This is a genomic window from Kitasatospora sp. NPDC127035 (assembly GCF_042726075.1).
Classification (GTDB): domain Bacteria; phylum Actinomycetota; class Actinomycetes; order Streptomycetales; family Streptomycetaceae; genus Kitasatospora.
Window position 1 is genome coordinate 23,914 of record NZ_JBHXDN010000009.1, and the last position, 22,648, is coordinate 46,561.

At 76.1% G+C, this 22,648-nt stretch carries 3 protein-coding genes; all 3 read left to right on the forward strand.

Features of this window, described 5'->3' with window-relative positions:
* Nucleotides 1-72 precede the first annotated feature (72 nt).
* Entirely contained in the window at nt 73-12,558 is a 12,486-nt protein-coding gene (locus tag ACFWIC_RS08045; RefSeq protein WP_380516855.1) for an amino acid adenylation domain-containing protein, read from the forward strand.
* A gap of 122 nt (nt 12,559-12,680) precedes the next feature.
* Nucleotides 12,681-22,322 carry an amino acid adenylation domain-containing protein gene (locus tag ACFWIC_RS08050; RefSeq protein ID WP_380516858.1) on the forward strand — a complete coding sequence of 3,214 codons (9,642 nt, stop codon included), beginning with the start codon at nt 12,681-12,683 and terminating at the stop codon, nt 22,320-22,322.
* Between the two features lie 39 nt (nt 22,323-22,361).
* Nucleotides 22,362-22,586 (forward strand): MbtH family protein, encoded by a 225-nt coding sequence (locus tag ACFWIC_RS08055; protein WP_329882490.1) that lies wholly within the window; start codon nt 22,362-22,364, stop codon nt 22,584-22,586.
* Nucleotides 22,587-22,648 lie beyond the last annotated feature (62 nt).

The window sequence follows — 22,648 nt, forward strand, 5'->3', positions numbered from 1 at the left end:
ATCGCACCAAGCGCACGAGCGCCCCGGGCTGGCAGGATCGGCGGGGCGGCGAACCGGGAAGGGCCGACCCCCATGCCAGAGGCTGGCACGACGACCACGCACGCCGACCAGGAATCTCCGCGGGAGCTGACAGCCGCCCAGGCGGGCATCCTCGCGGCCCAACGGATCGACCCGGACAACCCGGCGTACAACGTCGGCCAGTACGTGCGCATCGCCGGAGAGCTCGACGAGCAGCTGCTGGAAGCCGCCCTGCGCCGCACCCTCACCGAGGCCGACGGCCTGCACATCCGCCTCGCCGAGCAGGACGGCCGCACCGTCCGGCTCCCCGGCGCGTTCGACGCCGGGTCGTGGGCCCTGCACCGCCTCGACACCAGCGGCGCCACCGACCCGGTCGCCGCCGCCGCAGCCCTCGTCCACGACCAACTGGCCGTCCCCACCGTGCTGGAGGGGCCCGACGCGGGCCCGCTCACCGGTGCGCTGCTGGTACGCGTCGGCCCGGCCGACCACCTCTGGTTCCAGTGGTTCCACCACCTGGTCGTCGACGGCTACAGCGTCGCCCTGTTCAGCCGCCGCGTCGCCGAGGTCTACACGGCGCTCGCCACCGGCGCCGACGTCCCCGAGAGCCCGTTCCGGCCCGCAGACCTGCTGGCCGACGCCGAGCGCGACTACCTCGCCTCCGACCGGCCCGAGGCCGACCGCGCCTACTGGCGCGAGCGCTTCGCCGACCGGCCGGCCGTCGTCGGCCTCACCGAACCCACCGCCGCGGCCGCCCCCACCGCCCTGCGCCACCGCATCGAGCTGCCCGCCGAGCAGTCCGCGACCGTGCTCGCCGCGGCCCGTGCGTCCCGCACCACCTGGGCCGAGGCCGCCAACGCCGCCTTCGCCGCCTACCTGCACCGGATGACCGGCGCGGCCGACGCCGTCCTCGGCATGCACTTCATGGCCCGCACCGCCCCCGGCACGCTGCGGGTGCCCGGCATGGCCGTCAACATCCTCCCCGTGCGGCTGCCCGTCGCGGGCACGGACACCTTCGCCGCGCTGCTGCGCCGCTCCGCCGAGGAGCTCAAGGCCGTGCGCCGCCACCAGCTCCACCGCGGTGAGGACATCCGCCGCGACCTCGGCCTGGTCGGCACCGACGGGCGCCTGCACGGGCCGATGCTCAACATCAAGCCCTTCGACCTCGACCTCGACTTCGCGGGCAGCCCCGGTACCACCGTCAACCTGGCCTCCGGGCCGGTCGAGGACTTCGCGCTCTCCGTCCACAAGACCCCGGACGACCGCCTGGTCCTGGAGTTCGACGCCAACCCGGTGCTCTACGGCGAGGGCGAACTCGCCCGCCACGCCGACCGGTTCGCCGCCCTGCTGACCCGCCTCGCCACCTCGCCCGAGCAGCCGCTGGCCGAGCTGCCGCTGCTCGCCGACGCCGAGCGTGAGGCCGTCCTGCACGGCTGGAACGCCACCGCCCGCGAGGTCCGCGAGGGCACCCTGGTCAGCCGGATCGCCGAGCGCGCCGCCGCCACCCCCGACGCCACCGCCGTGGTCGCCGAGGGCCGCACCCTGACCTACGCCGAGCTCGACGCCCGCGCCACCGCCCTCGCCCGCGCGCTGCGCGCCGCCGGGGCCGGCCCGGACCGGGTGGTCGGCGTCGCCGTGCCCCGCTCCGCCGAGCTGATGGTCGCCCTGCTCGGCGTCCTCAAGGCCGGCGCCGCCTACCTGCCGCTGGACGCCGACTACCCGGCCGACCGGCTGGCCCACATGGTCGAGGACGCCGCGCCGGTGCGCGTCGTCACCGTCCGCGCACTGCTGGAGCGGCTCCCCGAGGCCGCCCGCGCCGCCGCCCTGCTGGTCGACGAGCTCGCCGACGCCGACGCCGCCGGGCACCCCGCGCTCCCCGAGCCCGGCCCCGACCACGCCGCGTACCTGATCTACACCTCCGGCTCGACCGGCCGCCCCAAGGGCGTCGTGGTCACCCACCGCGCCATCGTCAACCGGCTCGCCTGGATGCAGCACGCCTACCGCCTCGGCGCCGACGACCGCGTCCTGCAGAAGACCCCGGCCAGCTTCGACGTGTCCGTCTGGGAGTTCTTCTGGGCGCTGTGCGAGGGCGCCACCGTCGTCCTCGCCCGCCCCGAGGGCCACAAGGACCCCGCCTACCTCGCCGCGCTGATCGCCGAGGAGCGCGTCACCACCCTGCACTTCGTCCCCTCCATGCTGCGCGCCTTCCTGGAGGAGACCTCGGTCGCCGAGCGCTGCGCCGGACTGCGCCGCGCCTTCTGCTCCGGAGAGGCCCTGCCCGGCGACGTCGTCGACCGCTGGTACGCGACCCTCCCCGCGGTGCCGCTGCACAACCTCTACGGCCCCACCGAGGCCGCCGTCGACGTCACCCACCACCACACCGCGCCCGCCGCGGGCGTCGTCCCGATCGGCCGCCCGGTCTGGAACACCCGCCTCTACGTGCTGGACGCCGAGCTGCGACCCGCGCCGGTGGGCGTGCCCGGCGAGCTGTACCTGGCCGGCGTCCAGCTGGCCCGCGGCTACCTCGGCCGCCCCGGCCTCACCGCCGGCCGCTTCGTCGCCGACCCGCACGGCGGCCCGGGCGAGCGCATGTACCGCACCGGCGACCTCGTGCGCTGGGCGCCCGACGGCACCGTCGAGTACCTCGGCCGCACCGACGACCAGGTCAAGGTCCGCGGCTTCCGGATCGAGCTCGGCGAGATCGAGGCCGCCCTGGAGGCGCTCCCCGGCGTCGTCCAGGCCGCGGTGACCGCCCGTGAGCTGACCCCGGGCGGCGCCCGCCGGCTCGTCGGCTACCTGGTGCCCGCGCCCGCCGACGCCGAGGCGCTGCGCTCCGAACTCGCCCGCACCCTGCCCGAGCACATGGTCCCGGCCGTCCTGGTCGGCCTCGACACCCTGCCGCTGAGCCTCAACGGCAAGCTCGACCGCAAGGCCCTGCCCGCGCCCGCCACCGGCGGCGGCGAGAGCGGCAGCGCCCCGCGCACCGACGCCGAGCGCGTCCTCGCCTCGCTCGTCGCCGAGGTCCTCGGACTGACCGGCGACCAGGTCGGCGTCGACGACAACTTCTTCTCCCTCGGCGGCGACAGCATCTCCGCCATCCAGCTGGGCAGCCGCGCCCGCCGCGCCGGCTTCCGGATCACCCCGCGCGTGGTGTTCGAGCGGCGCACCGTCGCCCGCATCGCCGCCGTCGCCGAGGCCACCGGCACCGCCACCGGCCCGTCCGCCGCCGCCGTCGCCGCGACCGGCCCGCTGCCGACCACCCCGATCAGCGAGTGGCTGCGCGAGCGCGGCGGCCCGATCGCCCGCTTCGGCCAGCACACCGTCGTCACCGTCCCGGCCGGCCTCGACCGGCAGCGGCTGGCCGCCGCCCTGGACACCCTGACCGACCACCACGACGCCCTGCGCCTGCGCCTGCACGTCGCCACGGACGGCGGCTGGACCCAGGAGGTCCGGCCCGTCGGCAGCGCGCCCGCCGCCGACCGGCTCCGGCACGTCGAGGTGACCGCCGGGGAGCTGACCGCCGCCGCCGCGGCCGAGCGGGAGGCCGCCGCCGACCGCCTCGACCCCGAGCAGGGCGTCGTCCTCCAGGCCGTCCACCTCGACGCCGGGGCCGACACCCCGGGCCTGCTCGTCCTCGCCGTCCACCACCTCGCCGTCGACGGCGTCTCCTGGCGCATCCTGCTGCCCGACCTGCGCGCCGCCTACGAGGGCCGGACCCCGGAGCCCGTCACCACCCCGCTGCGCGCCTGGACCACCGGCCTCGCCGAGGCCGCCGCCGGCGACCGGGTCCGCGCCGCACTGCCCCTGTGGCAGGCCGTCCTGGCCGACGGCAGCGGACCGCTGCTGGGCGACCGCCCGCTCGACCCGGCCCGCGACACCGCCGCCACCACCGGGCGACTGCGGCTGACCCTGCCCGCCGAGCGCACCGCGCCGCTGCTCGGCGCCGTCCCCGCCACCCACCGGGCCGGCGTCGACCACGTCCTCCTCACCGGCCTGACCCTCGCGCTGCTCGCCCGCCGCCGCGCCCGCCTCGGCGCCGACGCCCGCCCCGACCTGCTGCTGCGCCTGGAGGGCCACGGCCGCGAGGACCACCTCGTCCCCGGCGCCGACACCACCCGCACGGTCGGCTGGCTCACCAGCGAGTTCCCCGTCCGGTTCGACCTCTCCGGCGTCGACCCCGAGGCCGCGCTCGCGGGCGGGCCCGCCGCCGGCCGCGCCCTCGCGCTCGTCAAGGAGCAGCTCCGCGCCCTGCCCGACGCGGGCGCCGGCTACGGCCTGCTGCGCCGGCTCGACCCGCCGTCCGCCGCCGCCCTCGCCGACGTCGCCGAGCCCCAGCTGCTCTTCAACTACCTGGGCCGCTTCGCCGCCACCGGTGAGGAGTGGACGGTCGCCCCGCAGACCGGGGACGCCGTCACCGCCTCCGCCGACCCCGGCCTGCCCTGCGCCCACGCGCTGGAGATCGGCGCCTTCGTCCACGACGGCCCCGACGGCCCCGAGCTGACCGTCCAGCTCACCTGGCCGCACGGCGTGTTCGGCGAGGACGCCGTCCGCGAGACGGCCGAGAGCTGGTTCGCCCACCTCGACGCGCTCACCCGCTACGCCGCCCGCCCCGACGCCGGCGGCCTCACCCCCTCCGACGTGCCGCTCGCCCCGGTCACCCAGGCCGTCCTGGACCGCCTGGCCGCGGAGCACCCCGGCACCGAGGACGTCCTGCCGCTCTCCCCGCTCCAGGAGGGCCTGCTCTTCCACACCCTCCTCCAGGACGGGCAGGGCGCCGACGACCTCTACACCTCGCTCACCTCGCTCGACCTGCGCGGCCCGCTGGACCGCACCGCTCTGGTCCGGGCCGTCGACGAGGTCGTCAACCGGCACACCGCCCTGCGCGCCGGCTTCCTCGGCGAGGGCCTTCCGGAGCCGCTCCAGCTGGTCGCCGGCCGGGTCCGGGTGCCCTGGACCGAGCACGACCTGACCGCGCTGCCCGCCGACCGGCAGGACGCCGAGACCGCCCGCATCGAGGACGCCGAGGCCTCCCGCCGCTTCGACCTGGCCCGGCCGCCGCTGGTGCGCTGCGCCCTCGTCGCCCTCGGCACCGACCACCACCGGCTGGTCCTGACCCGCCACCACATCGTCATGGACGGCTGGTCCACGCCCGTCCTGCTGCGCGAGCTCGTCACCGCGTACGGCGCCGGCGGCGACACCGCCGCGCTGCCCGCCGCAGCCCCGTTCGCCGACCACCTCGGCTGGCTGGCCGCCCGCGACACCGGCGCCGACACCGCCGCCTGGCGGCAGGCCCTGGCGGGCCTCGCCGCGCCGACCCTGCTGGCCGACAGCCTCGGCACCCCCGCCGCCGGCCCGGCCGCCGCCGACGGCTCCGCCGCGGGCCGGGAGATCGACCTGCCGATCCCCGCCGAGCTGTCCGCCGCCCTCACCACGACCGCCCGCGAGCACGGACTGACCCTCAACACCCTGGTCCAGGGCGCCTGGGCGGTCCTCCTCGGCCGCCTCACCGGCCGCACCGACGTGGTGTTCGGCGCCACCGTCTCCGGCCGCCCCGGCGACCTGCCCGGCGTCGAGTCGATGGTCGGCCTGTTCAGCAACACCGTTCCGGTGCGCTTCCGGCCGGACGAGGACGAGACGGTCGGGGAGATGCTGCTCCGCCTCCAGGCGCAGCAGTCCGGCCTGCTCGACCACCAGTACCTCGGCCTCGCCGACATCCAGGCGCTGGCCGGCCACGGCACCCTCTTCGACACCCTGCTGGTCTTCGAGAACTACCCGGTCGACCCCGACCACCTCACCGCCCGCGGCCTGCGGGTCGCCGGTATCGGCAACCGGGGCGCCACCCACTACCCGCTCACCGTGCTCACCCTCCCCGGCGAGGCCCCGCAGCTGACCGTCGAGTACCGCCCCGACGTGTTCACCGCCGAGCAGGCCGCCGCCGTCGGCGAGCGCCTGCTGCGGGTGCTCGCCACCATCGCCACCGCGCCCGACACCACCGTCGGCGCGCTGGAGATCCTCTCGCCGGCCGAACGCCGCACCGTGCTGGAGGAGTGGAACGCCACCGCGCGCGCCGTCCCCGCCGGCACCGTCGTCGACGCCTTCGCGGCCCGCGCCGCCGCCGTGCCCGAGGAGACCGCCGTCGTCTTCGGCGACCAGCGGCTCGACTACGCCGAACTCGCCGCCCGCGTCGACCGCACGGCCCGCCACCTCGCCGCGCTCGGCGCCGGCCCCGGCCGGGTCGTGGCGCTGGCGCTGCCCCGCTCGGCCGACCTGGTCGCCGCCCTGCTCGGCGTCCTCGCCTCCGGCGCCGCCTACCTGCCGATCGACCTCGACCACCCGGACGAGCGGATCGCGCTGATGCTGGAGGACGCCGACCCGCTGCTCACCCTGAGCACGCCCGAGGTCGCCGGCCGCCACCCGGTGCTGGCCGCCCACGGCAAGGGCGTCGTCACCCTCGCCGAACTCGGCACGCTGAGCGCCGAACCGACCCGCCCGCACGCCGACGACCTGGCGTACGTCATCCACACCTCCGGCTCCACCGGCCGCCCCAAGGGCGTCCAGGTCCCGCACCGCGGCCTCGCCAACATGCTGGAGCACCACGGCAACACCGTCTTCGCCCGGGCCGTCGACCGGGCCGGCGGGCGCCGCCTGCGCGCCGCGCACACCGCGTCGTTCTCCTTCGACTCCTCCTGGGAGCAGCTGCTCTGGCTCGTGCAGGGGCACGAGCTGCACGTCTACGGCGAGGACCTGCGCCGCGACCCGCAGGCCCTGGTCCAGCGCCTGCTCGCCGACCGCATCGACACCCTCGACGTCACCCCGTCGTTCGGTCAGCAGCTCGTCGAGTGGGGCCTGCTGGACTCCGAGCGGCACCGCCCGCTGCTCTTCCTGGTCGGCGGGGAGGCCGTCGGCGACGCCCTGTGGACCCGCATCCGCGCGACCGAGGGCGTGCTCGGCCACAACTTCTACGGCCCCACCGAGTACACCGTCGACACGCTCGGTGCCGCACTCGACGACAGCCCCACCCCGTTCGTCGGCCGCCCGATCGGCAACACCCGGGTGTACGTGCTGGACGCCCGGCTCCGGCCCGTCCCGGCCGGCGTCGCCGGCGAGCTGTACATCGCCGGCCCCGGCCTGGCCCGCGGCTACGGCAACCGGCCCGCGCTCACCGCGAGCCGCTTCGTCGCCGACCCGTACGGGGCCCCCGGCGGCCGGATGTACCGCACCGGGGACGTCGTGCGCCACCGCCCCGATGGCAGCCTGGACTTCCTGGGCCGCGACGACGACCAGGTGAAGATCCGCGGCTTCCGCGTCGAGCCCGGCGAGGTCGAGGCGGCCCTCGCCGCCCAGCCCGGCATCGCCCGGGCCGCCGTCCTGGCCCGCGCCGGCGGAGGCGGCGTCAAGCGGCTCGTCGGCTACGTCGTCGCGGCCCCCGGGGCCGCCGCCGACCCCGCCGCGCTGCGCACCGCGCTCGCCGAGGCGCTGCCCGAGTACATGGTCCCGGCCGCGATCGTCCCGCTGCCCGCGCTGCCGCTGAACGTCAACGGCAAGCTCGACCGGCAGGCCCTCCCCGAGCCCGGCGCCGACGCCTTCGCCGCCCCGGCCGGGCGGGCCCCGCGCACCGAGCGGGAGGCCGTGATCTGCGGCGTCTACGCCGAGGTGCTCGGCCTGCCCGCGGTCGGCATCGACGACGACTTCTTCGCCCTCGGCGGCCACTCGCTGCTCGCCACCCGGGTGATCGGCCGGCTGCGGGCCGCGCTCGGCACCGAGGTCGCCGTCCGCGACCTGTTCGAGAGCCGCACCCCCGTCGGCCTCGCCGCGCGGCTCGACGGCGCGGCGACCGGCCGCACCGCCCCCGCGGCCCGCCCGCGTCCCGAGCGGATCCCGCTGTCCGCCGCCCAGGCCCGGCTCTGGTTCCTCTACCACCTCCAGGGCCCGAGCACCGCGTACACCATCCCGTGCGCGCTGCGGATCGACGGCCCGCTCGACGCGGACGCGCTGCGCGCCGCGTTCGGCGACGTGCTGGCCCGCCACGAGGCGCTCCGCACGGTCTTCCCCGACCACGACGGCCGGCCCTTCCAGCGGATCCTCGACCCCGGCACCGCCGGCGTCCCGTTCACCGTGGCGGAGGCCTCCGGGCACCGCCTGGACACCGAGGTCGCCGCGGCCGGCGCGTACGCCTTCGACCTGGCCACCGAGATCCCCGTCCGGGCGACCCTGGTGACCGCCGGCCCAGAGCGGCACGTGCTCAGCATCGCGCTGCACCACATCGCCGGTGACGAGTGGTCCGAGGGCGTGCTGCTGCGCGACCTCGACCTCGCCTACGCCGCCCGCCGGTCCGGCGCCGCCCCGGCGTTCGCGCCGCTGCCGCTCCAGTACGCCGACCACGCGCTCTGGCAGGCCGAGCTGCTCGCCGGGGCCGAGGGCCCGGGAGCCGACCAGACCCGCTACTGGAGCGAGCGCCTGGCGGCGCTGCCCGCCGAGCTGACGCTGCCCACCGACCGGGCCCGCCCGGCCGAGGCCGGCGGACGCGGCGGCGCCGTGCGGCTGCGCCTGCCCGACGAGCTGCACGCCGCCCTGCGCGGCTACGCGCAGCGCACCGGGGCGACCCCGTTCATGGTCACCCAGGCCGCCGCGGCCCTGCTGCTCGGCAAGCTCGCCGGCACCGCCGACGTCGCGCTCGGCACCCCGGTCGCGGGCCGCACGGACGAGGTGCTGGAGTCCGTGGTCGGCTTCTTCGTCAACACCCTGGTGCTGCGCCACGACCTCTCCGGCGACCCGAGCTTCGACGAGCTGGTCGCCCGCTCCCGGGAGACCGTGCTCGGCGCGCTCGCCCACCAGGACCTGCCGTTCGACCGCCTGGTGGAGATCGTCAACCCCGAGCGCTCGCTCGCCCGCCACCCGCTGTTCCAGGTGATGGTCCAGCACCGCCGGGAGGCCGACGGCCTGGACCGCCTGCTCGGCGCCACCACCGCCCTGCTGCCCGACCCCGTTCACGCGGCCCGTTTCGACCTCGCCTTCACCTTCGTGGAGGCCGCCGACGGCAGCCGCACCGACCTGACCGTCATCCACGCCGACGACCTCTTCGACCGCGCCACCGCGCGGCTGTTCGGGGCCCGGCTGATGCGGGTCATGGAGCAGGCCCTCGCCGCCCCCGAGCGGCCGGTCGGCCGGATCGAGCCGACCGCCGCCCAGGAGCTCCGCGGCCTCGCGGGGGAGTGGAACGCCACCGCCATCCCGGTGCGCGAGGGGACCCTGGTGGACCGGATCGCCGAGCGCACCGCCGCCACCCCGGACGCCGTCGCGGTCGTCTTCGAGGGCGCCGTGCTGACCTACCGGCAGCTGGACGAGCGGGCCGGCCTGCTCGCCGGGGCGCTGACCGCCGCCGGCGCCGGCCCCGACCGGATCGTCGCCGTCGCCGTGCCCCGCTCCGCCGAGCTCATGGTCGCCCTGCTCGCCGTCCTCAAGGCCGGCGCCGCCTACCTGCCGCTGGACACCGAGTACCCGGTCGACCGCCTCACCGCCATGGTCGAGGACGCCGCCCCGGTGTGCGTGCTCACCGTCGCCGGCCTGGAGGGCGGCCTTCCCGCGGTGCCGGGCGTGCCGGTGCTCACCGTCGACGCCCGGGCGCAGCGGACCGTGACGCCCACCGCCCCGGACGCCGACCACGCCGCGTACGTCATCTTCACCTCCGGCTCCACCGGCCGGCCGAAGGGCGTCGTCGTCACCCACCGGGCGATCGTCAACCGGCTCGACTGGATGCGCGAGGTCTACGGCATCAGCGCGGCCGACCGCGTCCTCCAGAAGACCCCGGCCAGCTTCGACGTGTCGGTCTGGGAGTTCTTCCTGCCCCTGGTCAGCGGCGCCCGCGTGGTGCTGGCCCGCCCCGGCGGCCACCGCGAGCCGGAGTACCTGGCCGCCCTGACCGCCCGCGAGTCGGTCACCGCCTGCCACTTCGTGCCGTCGATGCTCTCCGCCTTCACCGGCGCCGCCGAGCAGGACGCCGCCGTCCGCGAGGGCTTCGCGGGGGTGACGCGGGTCTTCTGCTCCGGCGAGGCCCTGCCCGCCGCCGCGGTGGACCGCTTCCTCGCCCTGTGGCCGCAGATCGAGCTGCACAACCTGTACGGGCCCACCGAGGCCGCCGTCGACGTCACCTACCACCGGGCGTGGGCCGGCTCGGGCGTCGTCCCGATCGGCCGCCCGGTCTGGAACACCCGCCTGCACGTCCTCGACGCCCGGCTGCGGCCGGTCCCGGTGGGCGTGCCCGGCGAGCTGTACCTGGCCGGCGTCCAGCTGGCCCGCGGCTACCTCGGCCGCCCCGGCCTGACCGCCGGCCGCTTCGTCGCCGACCCGCACGGTGCGCCCGGCACCCGGATGTACCGCACCGGCGACCTGGTGCGCCGCCGCATCGACGGCGAGGTCGAGTACCTCGGCCGCACCGACGACCAGGTCAAGGTCCGCGGCTTCCGGATCGAGCTCGGCGAGATCGAGTCCGCGCTCGCCGCCGTGCCCGGTGTCGGCCAGGCCGCCGTCACCGCCCGCGCCCTCACCGAGGGCGGCGCCCGTCAGCTGCTCGGCTACGTCGTCCCGCAGGCCGGGGCGAGCGTGGGCGGGGACGCCGTCCGGGCGGCCGTCGCCGCCGTGCTGCCCGAGCACATGGTGCCGGTGGTGGTCACCGTGCTGGACGCGCTGCCGCTGAGCGTCAACGGCAAGCTCGACCGCAAGGCCCTGCCGGCCCCCGGCCGGCGGACCGAGCAGGCCGCTCCGGCGGCGTCCGGGCCGTCCGCGGCCGCCGCCCTGGCCCGGGTCTTCGCCGAGGTGCTCGGCCTGGCCGAGGTCGCCGAGGACGAGAACTTCTTTGCCCTCGGCGGGGACAGCATCGTCTCGATCCAGCTGATCAGCCGTGCCCGCAAGGCCGGCTACGACCTCGCGGCCAAGGACGTCTTCCAGTACCCGACCCCGGCCGCGCTGGCCGAGGCCAAGGGCCTGGCCGTCGCCCGCCCCGCCGGCCGGGCCCCGGCCGCCCCGGCCGCCGTCCCCGTCGACGGCGAACTGCCCGCCCTGCCGGTCGTGCACTGGCTGCGCGAGCGAGGCGGCCCCGTCGACCGCTTCAACCAGTCGGTGCTGGTCAGCGTCCCGGCGGGCCTGCGGGAGGAGCCGCTGCGCGCCGCCCTGGCCGCGCTGGCCGCCAACCACCCGGCGCTGCGGCTGCGCCTCGACCGGACCGACGGCCTGTGGACCCAGGAGATCCTGCCCGCCGGCCAGGCCCCCGCCACCACCGAGCCGGACACCCTGCGCCGGATCGACGCCCGCGACGGCGACCTCGCCGCGCTGCTGACCCGGGAGGCCGACGCGAGCGCCGCCGCGCTCGACCCCGCCGCCGGCCGGGTGCTGCGCGCCGCCTGGTTCGACGCCGGCGACGACCGGGACGGCCGCCTGCTGCTGACCGTCCACCACCTCGCGGTGGACGGCGTCTCCTGGCGGACCCTGCTGCCCAACCTGGCCACCGCCTACCAGGCCCTCGCCGGGGGCGGTCGCCCCGCCCTCGAACCCGAGGCGTACGGGCTGCGCGCCTGGGCCGAGCACCTGCTGACGCACGCCCAGGAGCGCGTCCGGGTCGCCGAGGCCGCCCACTGGCGCACCTCGCTGGCCGGGCCCGCCGGACCGCTGGCCCACCTCGCCGCCGACCCCGGGCGCGACACCGTCGCCACGGTCCGCACCCTGCACCGCACGCTGCCCGCCGACCGCACCGCCCCGCTGCTCACCGAGGTGCCCAAGGCGTTCGGCGCCGGCGTGGACGACGTCCTGCTCGCCGGTCTGGTGCTCGGCGCGGCCACCGCCCGCCCGGGCACCGCACCGGCCCTCCAGGTCGACCTGGAGGGGCACGGCCGCGGCGGCCACGACGGGCTGACCCCCGACCTCGCGGGCACCGTCGGCTGGTTCACCACCGTCCACCCCGTCCGGCTGGACCTCGACGGGATCGACCCCGCCGCCGCGCTCACCGGCGGCCCGGCCGCCGGCCAGGTGCTCAAGCAGGTCAAGGAGCAGCTGCGGGCCGCGCCCGACAAGGGCCTCGGCTTCGGCCTGCTGCGCCACCTCAACCCGCAGACCGCGGCGCTGCTGGGCACCGCCGGCGTCCCCCGCTCGCAGGTGCTGTTCAACTACCGGGGGCGCGCCGACGCCGCCGGCGGACCGCTCGGCGGCTGGCCGCTCGCCCCGCAGCCCGAGCGGGACGCCGTCGCCGCCGGGGCGGGCCCCGACCCGCTGATGGCCGCCGGCTACCCGGTGGAGATCGACGCGGTCGTCCGCGCCGGCGCCGACGGCCGACCCGAGCTGGCCGTCGAGTGGAGCTGGCCGCAGGCCCTGCTGACGGAGGCCGAGGTCGCGGCGCTCGCCGACGCCTGGTTCGCCGCCCTCGACGCGCTCGCCCGGCACACCGCGGGCGGCGAGGCAGGCGGGGTCACCCCGTCCGACCTCAGCCTGGTCTCGCTGAAGCAGGCGCAGATCGACCGACTGGAGTCCCGACTGCGCGGGCGGCGCCGCCGATGAGCGCCGCCCCGCCCCCGGAGCCCGGGCCCCCGCGGCCCGGGCTCCGGCCGGATCCGCCCCGGACGCCCCTCCCCGACCCGACCGACCACCACCTCCCCACCACCAGGACCGAGAAGACCGTGATGAACGACTCCACCGCACCGATCGACGACCCCCAGGCCGAGGGCGCGGCCGAATCGGACCTGGAGGACGTCTACCCGCTGTCCTCGCTCCAGGAGGGCCTGCTCTTCCACTCCCTGTACGACGACCAGGCCCGTGACGTCTACGTCGTCCAGTCCCACCTGGACCTCGCGGGCCCGCTCGCCACGCCCCGCCTGGCCGCCGCCCTGGACGCCCTGCTCACCCGCCACGCCAACCTGCGGGCCGGCTTCTGGTACGAGGACCCGGAGGCCGTGGTCCAGTTCGTCCAGCGCACCGTGGACACCCCGCTGCGCGAGGTCGACCTGACCGCGCTCGACGGCGGGGCCCAGGAGACGGCCGTCCTCGCGGCCATGGACGAGGACTGGCACCGCCGCTTCGACCTGGACACGCCGCCGCTGCTGCGCCTCGCCCTGCTGCGCCTGGGCGACGGCCGCTCCCGGCTCGTGCTGACCTGCCACCACCTGCTGCTCGACGGCTGGTCCATGCCGATCGTCTTCCGCGAGCTGCTCGCCCTGTACGGCTCCGCCGGTGACCTCTCGGTGCTGCCGGCCGTCCGCCCCTACAAGGACCACCTGGCGCTGCTGGCCACCCGGGACACCGCCGCCGCCGAGGCCGCCTGGAGCACGGCGCTGGCCGGTTTCGAGCAGGCCCACCCGGTGGCGCCCGGCGCCGTCGCGGCCACCGCCGTGGAGCCGGGCCTGGTCACCCGCCACGCCGACGCCGAGCTGTCGGGGCGGATCGCCGCCGCGGCCCGCGGGCGCGGCCTGACCCTCGGCAACGTCGCCCACACCCTGTGGGGCGTCCTGGTCGGCTCCCTCACCGGGACCACCGACGTCGTGTTCGGCACCACCGTCTCCGGCCGCCCCGACGACCTGCCGGGCGCCGAGTCGATGGTCGGCCTGTTCATCAACACCGTGCCGGTGCGCGTCCGGCTCGACCCCGGCGCGACCCTGGCCGGCGCCGCCGCCGCGGTGCAGCGCGAGCAGGCCGAGCTGCTGGCCCACCAGCACCTGGGCCTGGGCGCGATCCAGCGCCGCAGCGCGGTCGAGGGCGACCTCTTCGACACCCTGCTCGTGGTGGAGAACTACCAGGGCGGCGGTGACGCGCTGCGCGAGAACCTGGGCGGTACGGACGGTCTCGCCATCACCGCCCTCGGGGCCCGCGACGCCACGCACTACCCGCTCGGCGTCACCGTGCTGCCCGGCGCCGAGCTGCGCGTCGAGCTGGAGTACCGGCCCGACCTGTTCGAGCAGGCCCGGGCCGAGAGGCTCACCGACCGCTTCCTCGCGCTGCTGACCGCCTTCGCCGACGACCCCGACCTCCCGCTCGCCCGGCTCGACCTGCTGGACGACGCCGAGCACGCCGCCCTGGACGCCACCGTGGCCGGCCGTCCGGCCGACGCGGACGCCGCCCCGGTCACCGAGCTGCTCACCGCCCTCGCCGGGCGCACCCCCGACACCGTGGCCCTGGTGGGCCTGGCCCTGTCGGGCGGCACCGCCACCCTGACCTTCGCCGAACTGTCCGAGCGGGCCGACCGGCTGGCCCGGCTGCTGATCGGCCGCGGCCTCGGCGCCGAGCGGGTCGCCGCGCTCGCCCTGCCGCGCTCCGCCGACTCCGTCGTCGCCATCCTGGCCGTGCTCCGGGCCGGCGGCGCCTACCTGCCGCTCGACCTGGACCACCCGGACGAGCGCCTCGCCGTGCTCCTCGACGACGTGCGTCCGGCCGTGGTCCTGACCACCCGCGAGGTGGCCGGCCGGCTGCCCGTGGCACCCGGCACCGCCACCCTGCTGCTGGACGACCCGGCCGTCGCCGACGCCCTGGCCGCGCTGCCCGGCGGCCCGCTCGGCGACGCCGAGCGCGGCGGGCCCGTCGACCCCGCCCAGGCCGCGTACGTCATCCACACCTCCGGCTCCACCGGCCGCCCCAAGGGCGTCGTCGTCCCGCACGCCGCGCTCGCCAACCTCGCCCACGACCACCTGACCGGCGCCTTCGCCGAGGCCGCCGACGGCCGGCGGCTGCGCGCCCTGAGCGTCGCCTCCTTCTCCTTCGACTCCTCCTGGGACCAGCTGCTCTGGCTGCTCGGCGGCCACGAGCTGCACGTCCTCGGCGACGCCGAGCGCCGCGACGCGGAGACCGTGGTCGGCTACGCCCGCGAGCAGCGGATCGACGTCCTCGACCTGACGCCCACCCACGCCCAGCAGCTGCTGGACTGCGGCCTGCTCGACGGCGGCCACCGCCCCTCCGTGCTCCTGCTCGGCGGCGAGGCCCTGCCGCAGCCGCTGTGGAGCCGGCTGCGCGCCACCCCCGGCCTGCGCGCCCTCAACTACTACGGCCCCACCGAGTTCACCGTCGACGCGCTCCTCGCCGACCTCGCCGACAGCGACACCCCGAGCGTCGGGCGCCCGCTGGCCGGCGGTCGCGCCTACGTGCTGGACGCGCTGCTGCGGCACGTCCCGGCCGGTTCCCCCGGCGAGCTGTACCTGGCCGGCGTCCAGCTGGCCCGCGGCTACCTGGACCGCCCCGGCCCGACCGCCGAGCGCTTCCTCGCCGACCCGTACGGTGCGCCCGGCACCCGGATGTACCGCACCGGCGACCTGGTGCGCCGCCGCCCCGACGGCACCCTCGACTACCTGGGCCGGGTGGACGACCAGATCAAGATCCGCGGCTACCGGATCGAGCTCGGCGAGATCGAGGCCGTGCTCGCCGAGCAGCCCGGCGTCGCCCACAGCGCGGTGCTGGTGCGCTCCGGCGCCGTCGACCGCGTGGTCGCCTACGTGGTGCCCGCCGCGGGCGCGAGCCTGGACACCACCGCCCTGCACGAGGCCGTCTCGGCCCGCCTGCCCGAGTACATGGTCCCCTCGGCGTTCGCCGTCCTGGACGCGCTGCCGCTGACCGTCAACGGCAAGCTCGACCGCAAGGCCCTGCCCGACGACGCCCTCGACTACACCGGCGGGTCCGCCGGCCGGGCCGCCGAGACCGAGACCGAGCAACTCCTCTGCGAGCTGTACGCCGAGGTCCTGGGCCTGCCCGCGACCGGCGCCGAGGACGACTTCTTCCGCCTCGGCGGCGACTCCATCTCCTCGATCCGCCTGATCGGCGCCGCCCGCGCCGAGGGCCTCTCGCTCAGCCCCCGCGACGTCTTCGAGGGCCGCACCCCCGCCGCGCTGGCCGCCCTGGCCGACGCGCGCGGCGCCGCCGCCGAGGCCCCCGCGCTGCCCGAGCTGCCGGCCTCCACCGAGGCCGAGCTCGCCGCCGTCCGCGCCGTCGCGCCCAAGCTGGAGATCGAGGAGATCTGGCCGGTCTCCCCGCTCCAGGAGGGCCTGCTCTTCGAGGCCGGCTACGACGACCAGGCCCTGGACGTCTACACCTCCCGCGACCTCGTCACGCTGACCCGCCGGGTGCCGCTGGAGGTGCTGCGGTCCGCGGTCGCCGCCGTGCTGGAGCGCCACCCCAACCTGCGGGCCGGCTTCCTGCAGGACGCGCCCGGACGCCCGGTGCAGTTCGTGCCGCGCGTCGTCGACGTGCCGCTCACCGAGACCGACCTCTCCGCCCTGACCCCGGCCGAGTTCGAGGCCGAGCTCGGCCGGCTGACCGAGCGCGAGGCCGCCACCCGGTTCGACCTGGCGGCCCCGCCGCTGCTGCGCCTGGTGTCGGTGCTCGCCCCGGGCGGCGGCCAGCGCATCCTGATCACCAACCACGCCCTGCTCTGGGACGGCTGGTCGGCCGGCCTGTTCCTCCAGGAACTGCTGATCGGCTGCGCGGGCGAGAGCGCCCCCGAGCTTGGCCTGCCCTACCGGGACTTCCTGCGCTGGCTGGCCGCCCAGGACGCCGAGCAGGGCCGGACGGCCTGGCGCGAGGCCCTGGCGGACCTCGCCGAGCCCACGCTGCTGGCGCCGCAGGCCCGCGAGCGGGCCGCGCTGCTCCCGCAGGAGGTCACCGCGGGGATATCCGCCGAGCTGACCGCCCGGATCGCGGCCTTCGCCCGCGAGCGCGGCCTGACCCTCAACACCGTGCTCTCCGGCGCCTGGGGCCTGCTGCTGTCCGGCCTGACCGCCCGCGAGGACGTGGTGTTCGGGGCGACCGTCTCCGGTCGCCCGGCCGAACTGGCCGGCATCGACGCCACCATCGGCATGTTCCTCAACACGGTGCCGGTCCGGGCCCGGCTGGACGGCGCCGAGAGCGTCGCCGGCTTCCTCGCCCGCCTCCAGGCGGAGCAGACCACCCTGCTGGCGCACCACCAGATCGGGCTCGGCGAGATCCAGCGCGGCACCGGCTTCGGCCGGCTCTTCGACACCCTCCAGGTGCTCCGCAACACGCCCGCCGACCAGGGCGTCCGGGACCGCATCCGGGAGAGCCTCGGCGTGCAGGACGTCGTCGACGTCGACGCCACGCACTTCCCGCTGATCTTCATCACCAACCCGGGAGAGGCCCTCTCCTTCGAGTGGAAGTTCCGCCCGGACGTCTTCGAGCGCGCCACCGTCGAGGCGCACGCCGAGCGCCTGGTCGCCCTGCTCCACCAGATCGTCGACCACCCGGACCGCCCGGTCCGCGCGCTGGACGTGCTGACGTCGGGTGAGCGGGGGCTGTTGGGGGAGTGGGCGGCGACGGGTCGTGAGTTGCCGTCGGCTTCGGTGGCGGATCTGCTGGCGGAGCGTGCGGTGTCGGTGCCGGACGAGGTGGCGCTGGTGTTCGGTGCGTCCTCGTGGACGTACGCGGAGCTGGATGCGCGGGTGAACCGGCTGGCGCGGTTGTTCGTGGCGCGGGGTGCCGGTCCGGAGCAGGTGGTGGCGCTGGGTCTGCCGCGTTCGCTGGAGATGGTGGCGTCGCTGTTCGCGGTGCTGCGCAGCGGTGCGGCGTACCTGCCGCTGGAGCTGGACTACCCGGTCGAGCGCCTGGCCTTCATGGTCGAGGACACCGCCCCGGCCTGCCTGATCACCGACTCCGCCGCCGCCGCCCTGATGCCGGCCCACGACAACACCGTGCTGCTCGACGCCGAGGACGTCCGCGCCGAGCTGGCCGGCCTCTCCGCCGAGCCGTACCGGGCGCCCTACGACCCGGACGCGGCCGCGTACGTGATCTTCACCTCGGGTTCCACCGGGCGTCCGAAGGGTGTCGTGACGCCGTACCGGGGTCTGACCAACATGCAGTTGAACCACCGGCAGGAGATCTTCGACCCGGTGGTGGCCTCGGCCGGCGGCCGGCGCCTGCGGATCGCCCACACGGTGTCGTTCTCCTTCGACATGTCGTGGGAGGAGCTGCTCTGGCTGGTCGAGGGCCACGAGGTGCACGTCCTGGACGAGGCCCTGCGCCGCGACACCCAGCGCCTGGCCGACTACTGCGCCGAGCAGGCCGTCGACGTCATCAACGTCACCCCCTCCTACGCCCAGGCCCTGGTGGAGTGCGGCCTGCTGGACGAGGGCCGGCACCGCCCGGTGCTGGTCCTGCTCGGCGGCGAGGCGGTGGCCGAGACCCTCTGGTCGAAGCTGCGCGACACCCCCGGCGTCCTCGGCTACAACCTGTACGGCCCGACCGAGTACACCATCAACACCCTGGGCGGCGGCACGCTCGACTCCGCGACCGCCACGGTGGGCCGGCCGATCTGGAACACCGTCGCGCACGTCCTGGACGGCCACCTGCGGCCCGTCCCGGTCGGTGTGCCGGGTGAGCTGTACGTCTCCGGCGTGGGCCTGGCCCGCGGTTACCTGAAGCGCCCCGGTCTGACGGCGGAGCGGTTCGTCGCGGACCCGTTCGGCGAGCCGGGCGGGCGGATGTACCGCACCGGTGATGTGGTGCGCTGGCGGGCCGACGGCCTGCTGGACTTCCTGGGCCGGGCGGACGACCAGGTGAAGATCCGCGGCTACCGGGTCGAGCCCGGTGAGATCGAGGACGCCCTCGCGGCCCACGAGGACGTCGCCCAGGCGGCCGTGGTGGTCCGTGAGGACACCCCCGGCGTCAAGCGCCTCGCCGCCTACCTCGTGCCGGCCGGCGCCGGCGTCGACGTCGCCGAGGTGCGCAACGGCCTCGCCCAGCGCCTGCCCGAGTACATGGTCCCCTCGGCGTTCGTCGTCCTCGACGCGCTGCCGCTGACCGTCAACGGCAAGCTCGACCGCAACGCCCTGCCCGTCCCCGACACCACCTCCGCCGGCCGCGCCCCCCGCGACGCCCGCGAGGAGATCCTCTGCGGCGCCTTCGGCGAGGTGCTCGGCCTCAACGAGGTCGGTCCCGAGGACCACTTCTTCGACCTCGGCGGCCACTCGCTGCTCGCCACCCGCCTGGTCACCCGGATCCGCACCCTGCTGGGCGGCCGGCTGACGGTCCGCGACCTCTTCGAGGCGCCCACCCCGGCGGGTCTGGCCCACCGGGCCGGCGGCGACGGCGAGCAGCGCCCGGCCCTCGGCCGCCGCGAGCGGCCGCAGGACCTGCCGCTCTCGCACGCCCAGCGCCGGATGTGGTTCCTGCAGAACCTCGACGGCTCCGGCGCGACCTACAACGTGCCGCTGGTCGTCCGGGTCACCGGCGCCCTCGACGCCGACGCCCTGCGCGCCGCCGTCCGCTCGGTGACCGAGCGCCACGAGAGCCTGCGCACCGTCTTCACCGAGCGCGACGGCTCCGTCTACCAGCACGTCCTGGACGCCCCCGCCCTCGCGGACGCCGTCCACGTCGTGCGCTCCGGCGAGCAGACCCTGGCCGCCGACGTCGAGGCCGCCGTCCGCCACGGCTTCGACCTCTCGGCGGAGGCGCCGCTGCGCGTCACCCTGCTGGAGATCGCCCCCGGTGACCACGCCGTGGTCCTGCTCTTCCACCACATCGCGGGCGACGAGTGGTCGATGCTCCCCTTCATCGACGACCTGACGGCCGCGTACACGGCGCACGTCGCCGGGACCTCCCCGGCCTGGTCGCCGCTGCCGGTCCAGTACGCCGACTACACCCTCTGGCAGCAGGAGCTGCTCGGCGCCGCCGACGACCCGCAGAGCCAGCACAGCCGCCAGGTCGCCTACTGGCGCGAGGCGCTCGCCGGGCTGCCCGAGGAACTGCCGCTGCCGACCGACCACCCGCGCGTGCCGGTGGCCGGCTACCGCGGCGACACCGTGTACGCCCAGGTGCCGCCCGCCGTCTACCGCGGGCTCCGGGAGGCCGCCCGGGCGACCGGCACCACCACCTTCATGGTGCTCCAGGCCGCCGTGGCGACCCTGCTGCACCGTCTCGGCGCCGGCACCGACATCCCGCTCGGCGCCCCGGTCGCGGGCCGCTCCGACGCCGGGCTCGACGCCCTGGTCGGGTTCTTCGTCAACACCCTGGTCCTGCGCAACGACCTTTCCGGCGACCCGACCTTCGCGGACCTGCTGGGCCGCACCCGGGACACCGACCTGGCCGCCTTCGCCCACCAGGACCTGCCCTTCGACCGGCTGGTCGAGGCGGTCAACCCGCCGCGCGTGCCCGGCCGTCACCCGCTCTTCCAGGTGATGCTCGGCTACCAGCACAACGACGGCCAGGGCGGCCGGCTGCTCGGCCTGGAGAGCCGCATCCTGCCGTTCGAGCTGGGCGCCGCGAAGTTCGAACTCGACTTCAACTTCGAGGAGACCTCCTCGACCGAGGAGATCGACATCGCCTTCGAGTACGCCACCGACCTCTACGAGCGGGCCACCGCCGAGGGACTGGTCGAGCGCCTGCTCGCCGTCCTGGAGCAGGTCGCGGCCGACCCGCACCGCCGCATCGGCGCGCTGGACGTGCTGACGTCGGGTGAGCGGGGGTTGCTGGGGGAGTGGGCGGCGACGGGTCGTGAGTTGCCGTCGGCTTCGGTGGCGGATCTGCTGGCGGAGCGTGCGGTGTCGGTGCCGGACGAGGTGGCGCTGGTGTTCGGTGCGTCCTCGTGGACGTACGCGGAGCTGGATGCGCGGGTGAACCGGCTGGCGCGGTTGTTCGTGGCGCGGGGTGCCGGTCCGGAGCAGGTGGTGGCGCTGGGTCTGCCGCGTTCGCTGGAGATGGTGGCGTCGCTGTTCGCGGTGCTGCGCAGCGGTGCGGCGTACCTGCCGCTGGAGCTGGACTACCCGGTGGACCGGCTGGCCTTCATGGTCGAGGACACCGCCCCGGTCTGCCTGGTGACCAGCTCCGCCGCCGTGGACCGGATGCCCGAGGCTCCCGGCGTCGAGCGCCTGCTGCTGGACTCCCCGGAGACCGAGGCCGAGCTCGCCGCCCTTCCGGCGACCCCGCTCGGCCTCACCGTCGACATGGACTCCGCCGCGTACGTGATCTTCACTTCGGGTTCCACCGGGCGTCCGAAGGGTGTCGTGACGCCGTACCGGGGTCTGACCAACATGCAGTTGAACCACCGGCAGGAGATCTTCGACCCGGTGGTGGCCTCGGCCGGCGGCCGGCGCCTGCGGATCGCCCACACGGTGTCGTTCTCCTTCGACATGTCGTGGGAGGAACTGCTCTGGCTGGTCGAGGGCCACGAGGTGCACGTCCTGGACGAGGCCCTGCGCCGCGACGCCGAGGCCCTCGCGGCCTACTGCGCCGAGCACGCGGTGGACGTCATCAACGTGACGCCGTCGTACGCCCAGGCGCTCGTGGACCGGGGACTCCTGGACGAGGGCCGGCACCGCCCGGTGCTGGTCCTGCTGGGCGGCGAGGCGGTGGCCGAGACCCTCTGGTCGAAGCTGCGCGACACCCCCGGCGTGATGGGCTACAACCTGTACGGTCCGACCGAGTACACCATCAACACCCTGGGCGGCGGCACGCTCGACTCCGCCAGCGCCACGGTGGGCCGGCCGATCTGGAACACCGTCGCGCACGTCCTGGACGGCCACCTGCGGCCCGTCCCGGTCGGTGTGCCGGGTGAGCTGTACGTCTCCGGCGTGGGCCTGGCCCGCGGTTACCTGAAGCGCCCCGGTCTGACGGCGGAGCGGTTCGTCGCGGACCCGTTCGGCGAGCCGGGCGGGCGGATGTACCGCACCGGTGATGTGGTGCGCTGGCGGGCCGACGGCCTGCTGGACTTCCTGGGCCGGGCGGACGACCAGGTGAAGATCCGCGGCTACCGGGTCGAGCCCGGTGAGATCGAGGACGCCCTCGCGGCCCACGAGGACGTCGCCCAGGCGGCGGTGGTGGTCCGTGAGGACACCCCCGGTGTGAAGCGCCTCGCTGCCTACCTGGTGCCAGGTGAGGGTACCCTTATCGAGGCCACCGAGATCCGGCGTATGCTGGCGTCCCGGCTGCCCGAGTACATGGTGCCGTCGGCGTTCGTCGTCCTCGACGCGCTGCCGCTGACCGTCAACGGCAAGCTCGACCGCAAGGCCCTGCCGGAGCCCGGTGCCGAGGACTACACGTCGTCGGGATCGCAGCGCGAACCCCGGTACCCGAGCGAGAAGGCGGTGCACACGGCGTTCGCACAGGTGCTCGGCATGCCCGCGCTCGGCATCGACGAGAACTTCTTCGACCTCGGCGGCCACTCTCTGCTCGCGATGTCGCTGCTCCAGCGGCTGCGTGCCGAGTTCGAGGGTCACATCGGTCTGGCCGACCTGCTCGCCAGGCCGACCGTCGCGGCCCTGGCCGACTTCCTGGTGGACCGGCTGGTCCACGACGCCCTCGGAGCGGAACCGGGTGACGGTACCGCCTGCTCCGGCTGACCGCCCCCTCCCCTTCCCACGACTCACTAGGAGAACCAGATGAGCGCCACCAACCCCTTCGAGGACGACGACGCCCGCTACCTCGTGCTCGTCAACGAGGAGAACCAGCACTCCCTGTGGCCCGCGTTCGCCGAGGTCCCGGCCGGCTGGACCACCGTCCACGGCGAGGACACCCGCCAGGCGTGCACCGAGTACATCGACGCCAACTGGACGGACCTGCGTCCGGCGAGCCTGATAGCCCGGACCGAGGCCGCGGCCTCCTGACCGCCCCGGGAGGGGACGGCCGCGTGCCGTCCCCTCCCGTCCCGTTCCCCCCGCAGACACCC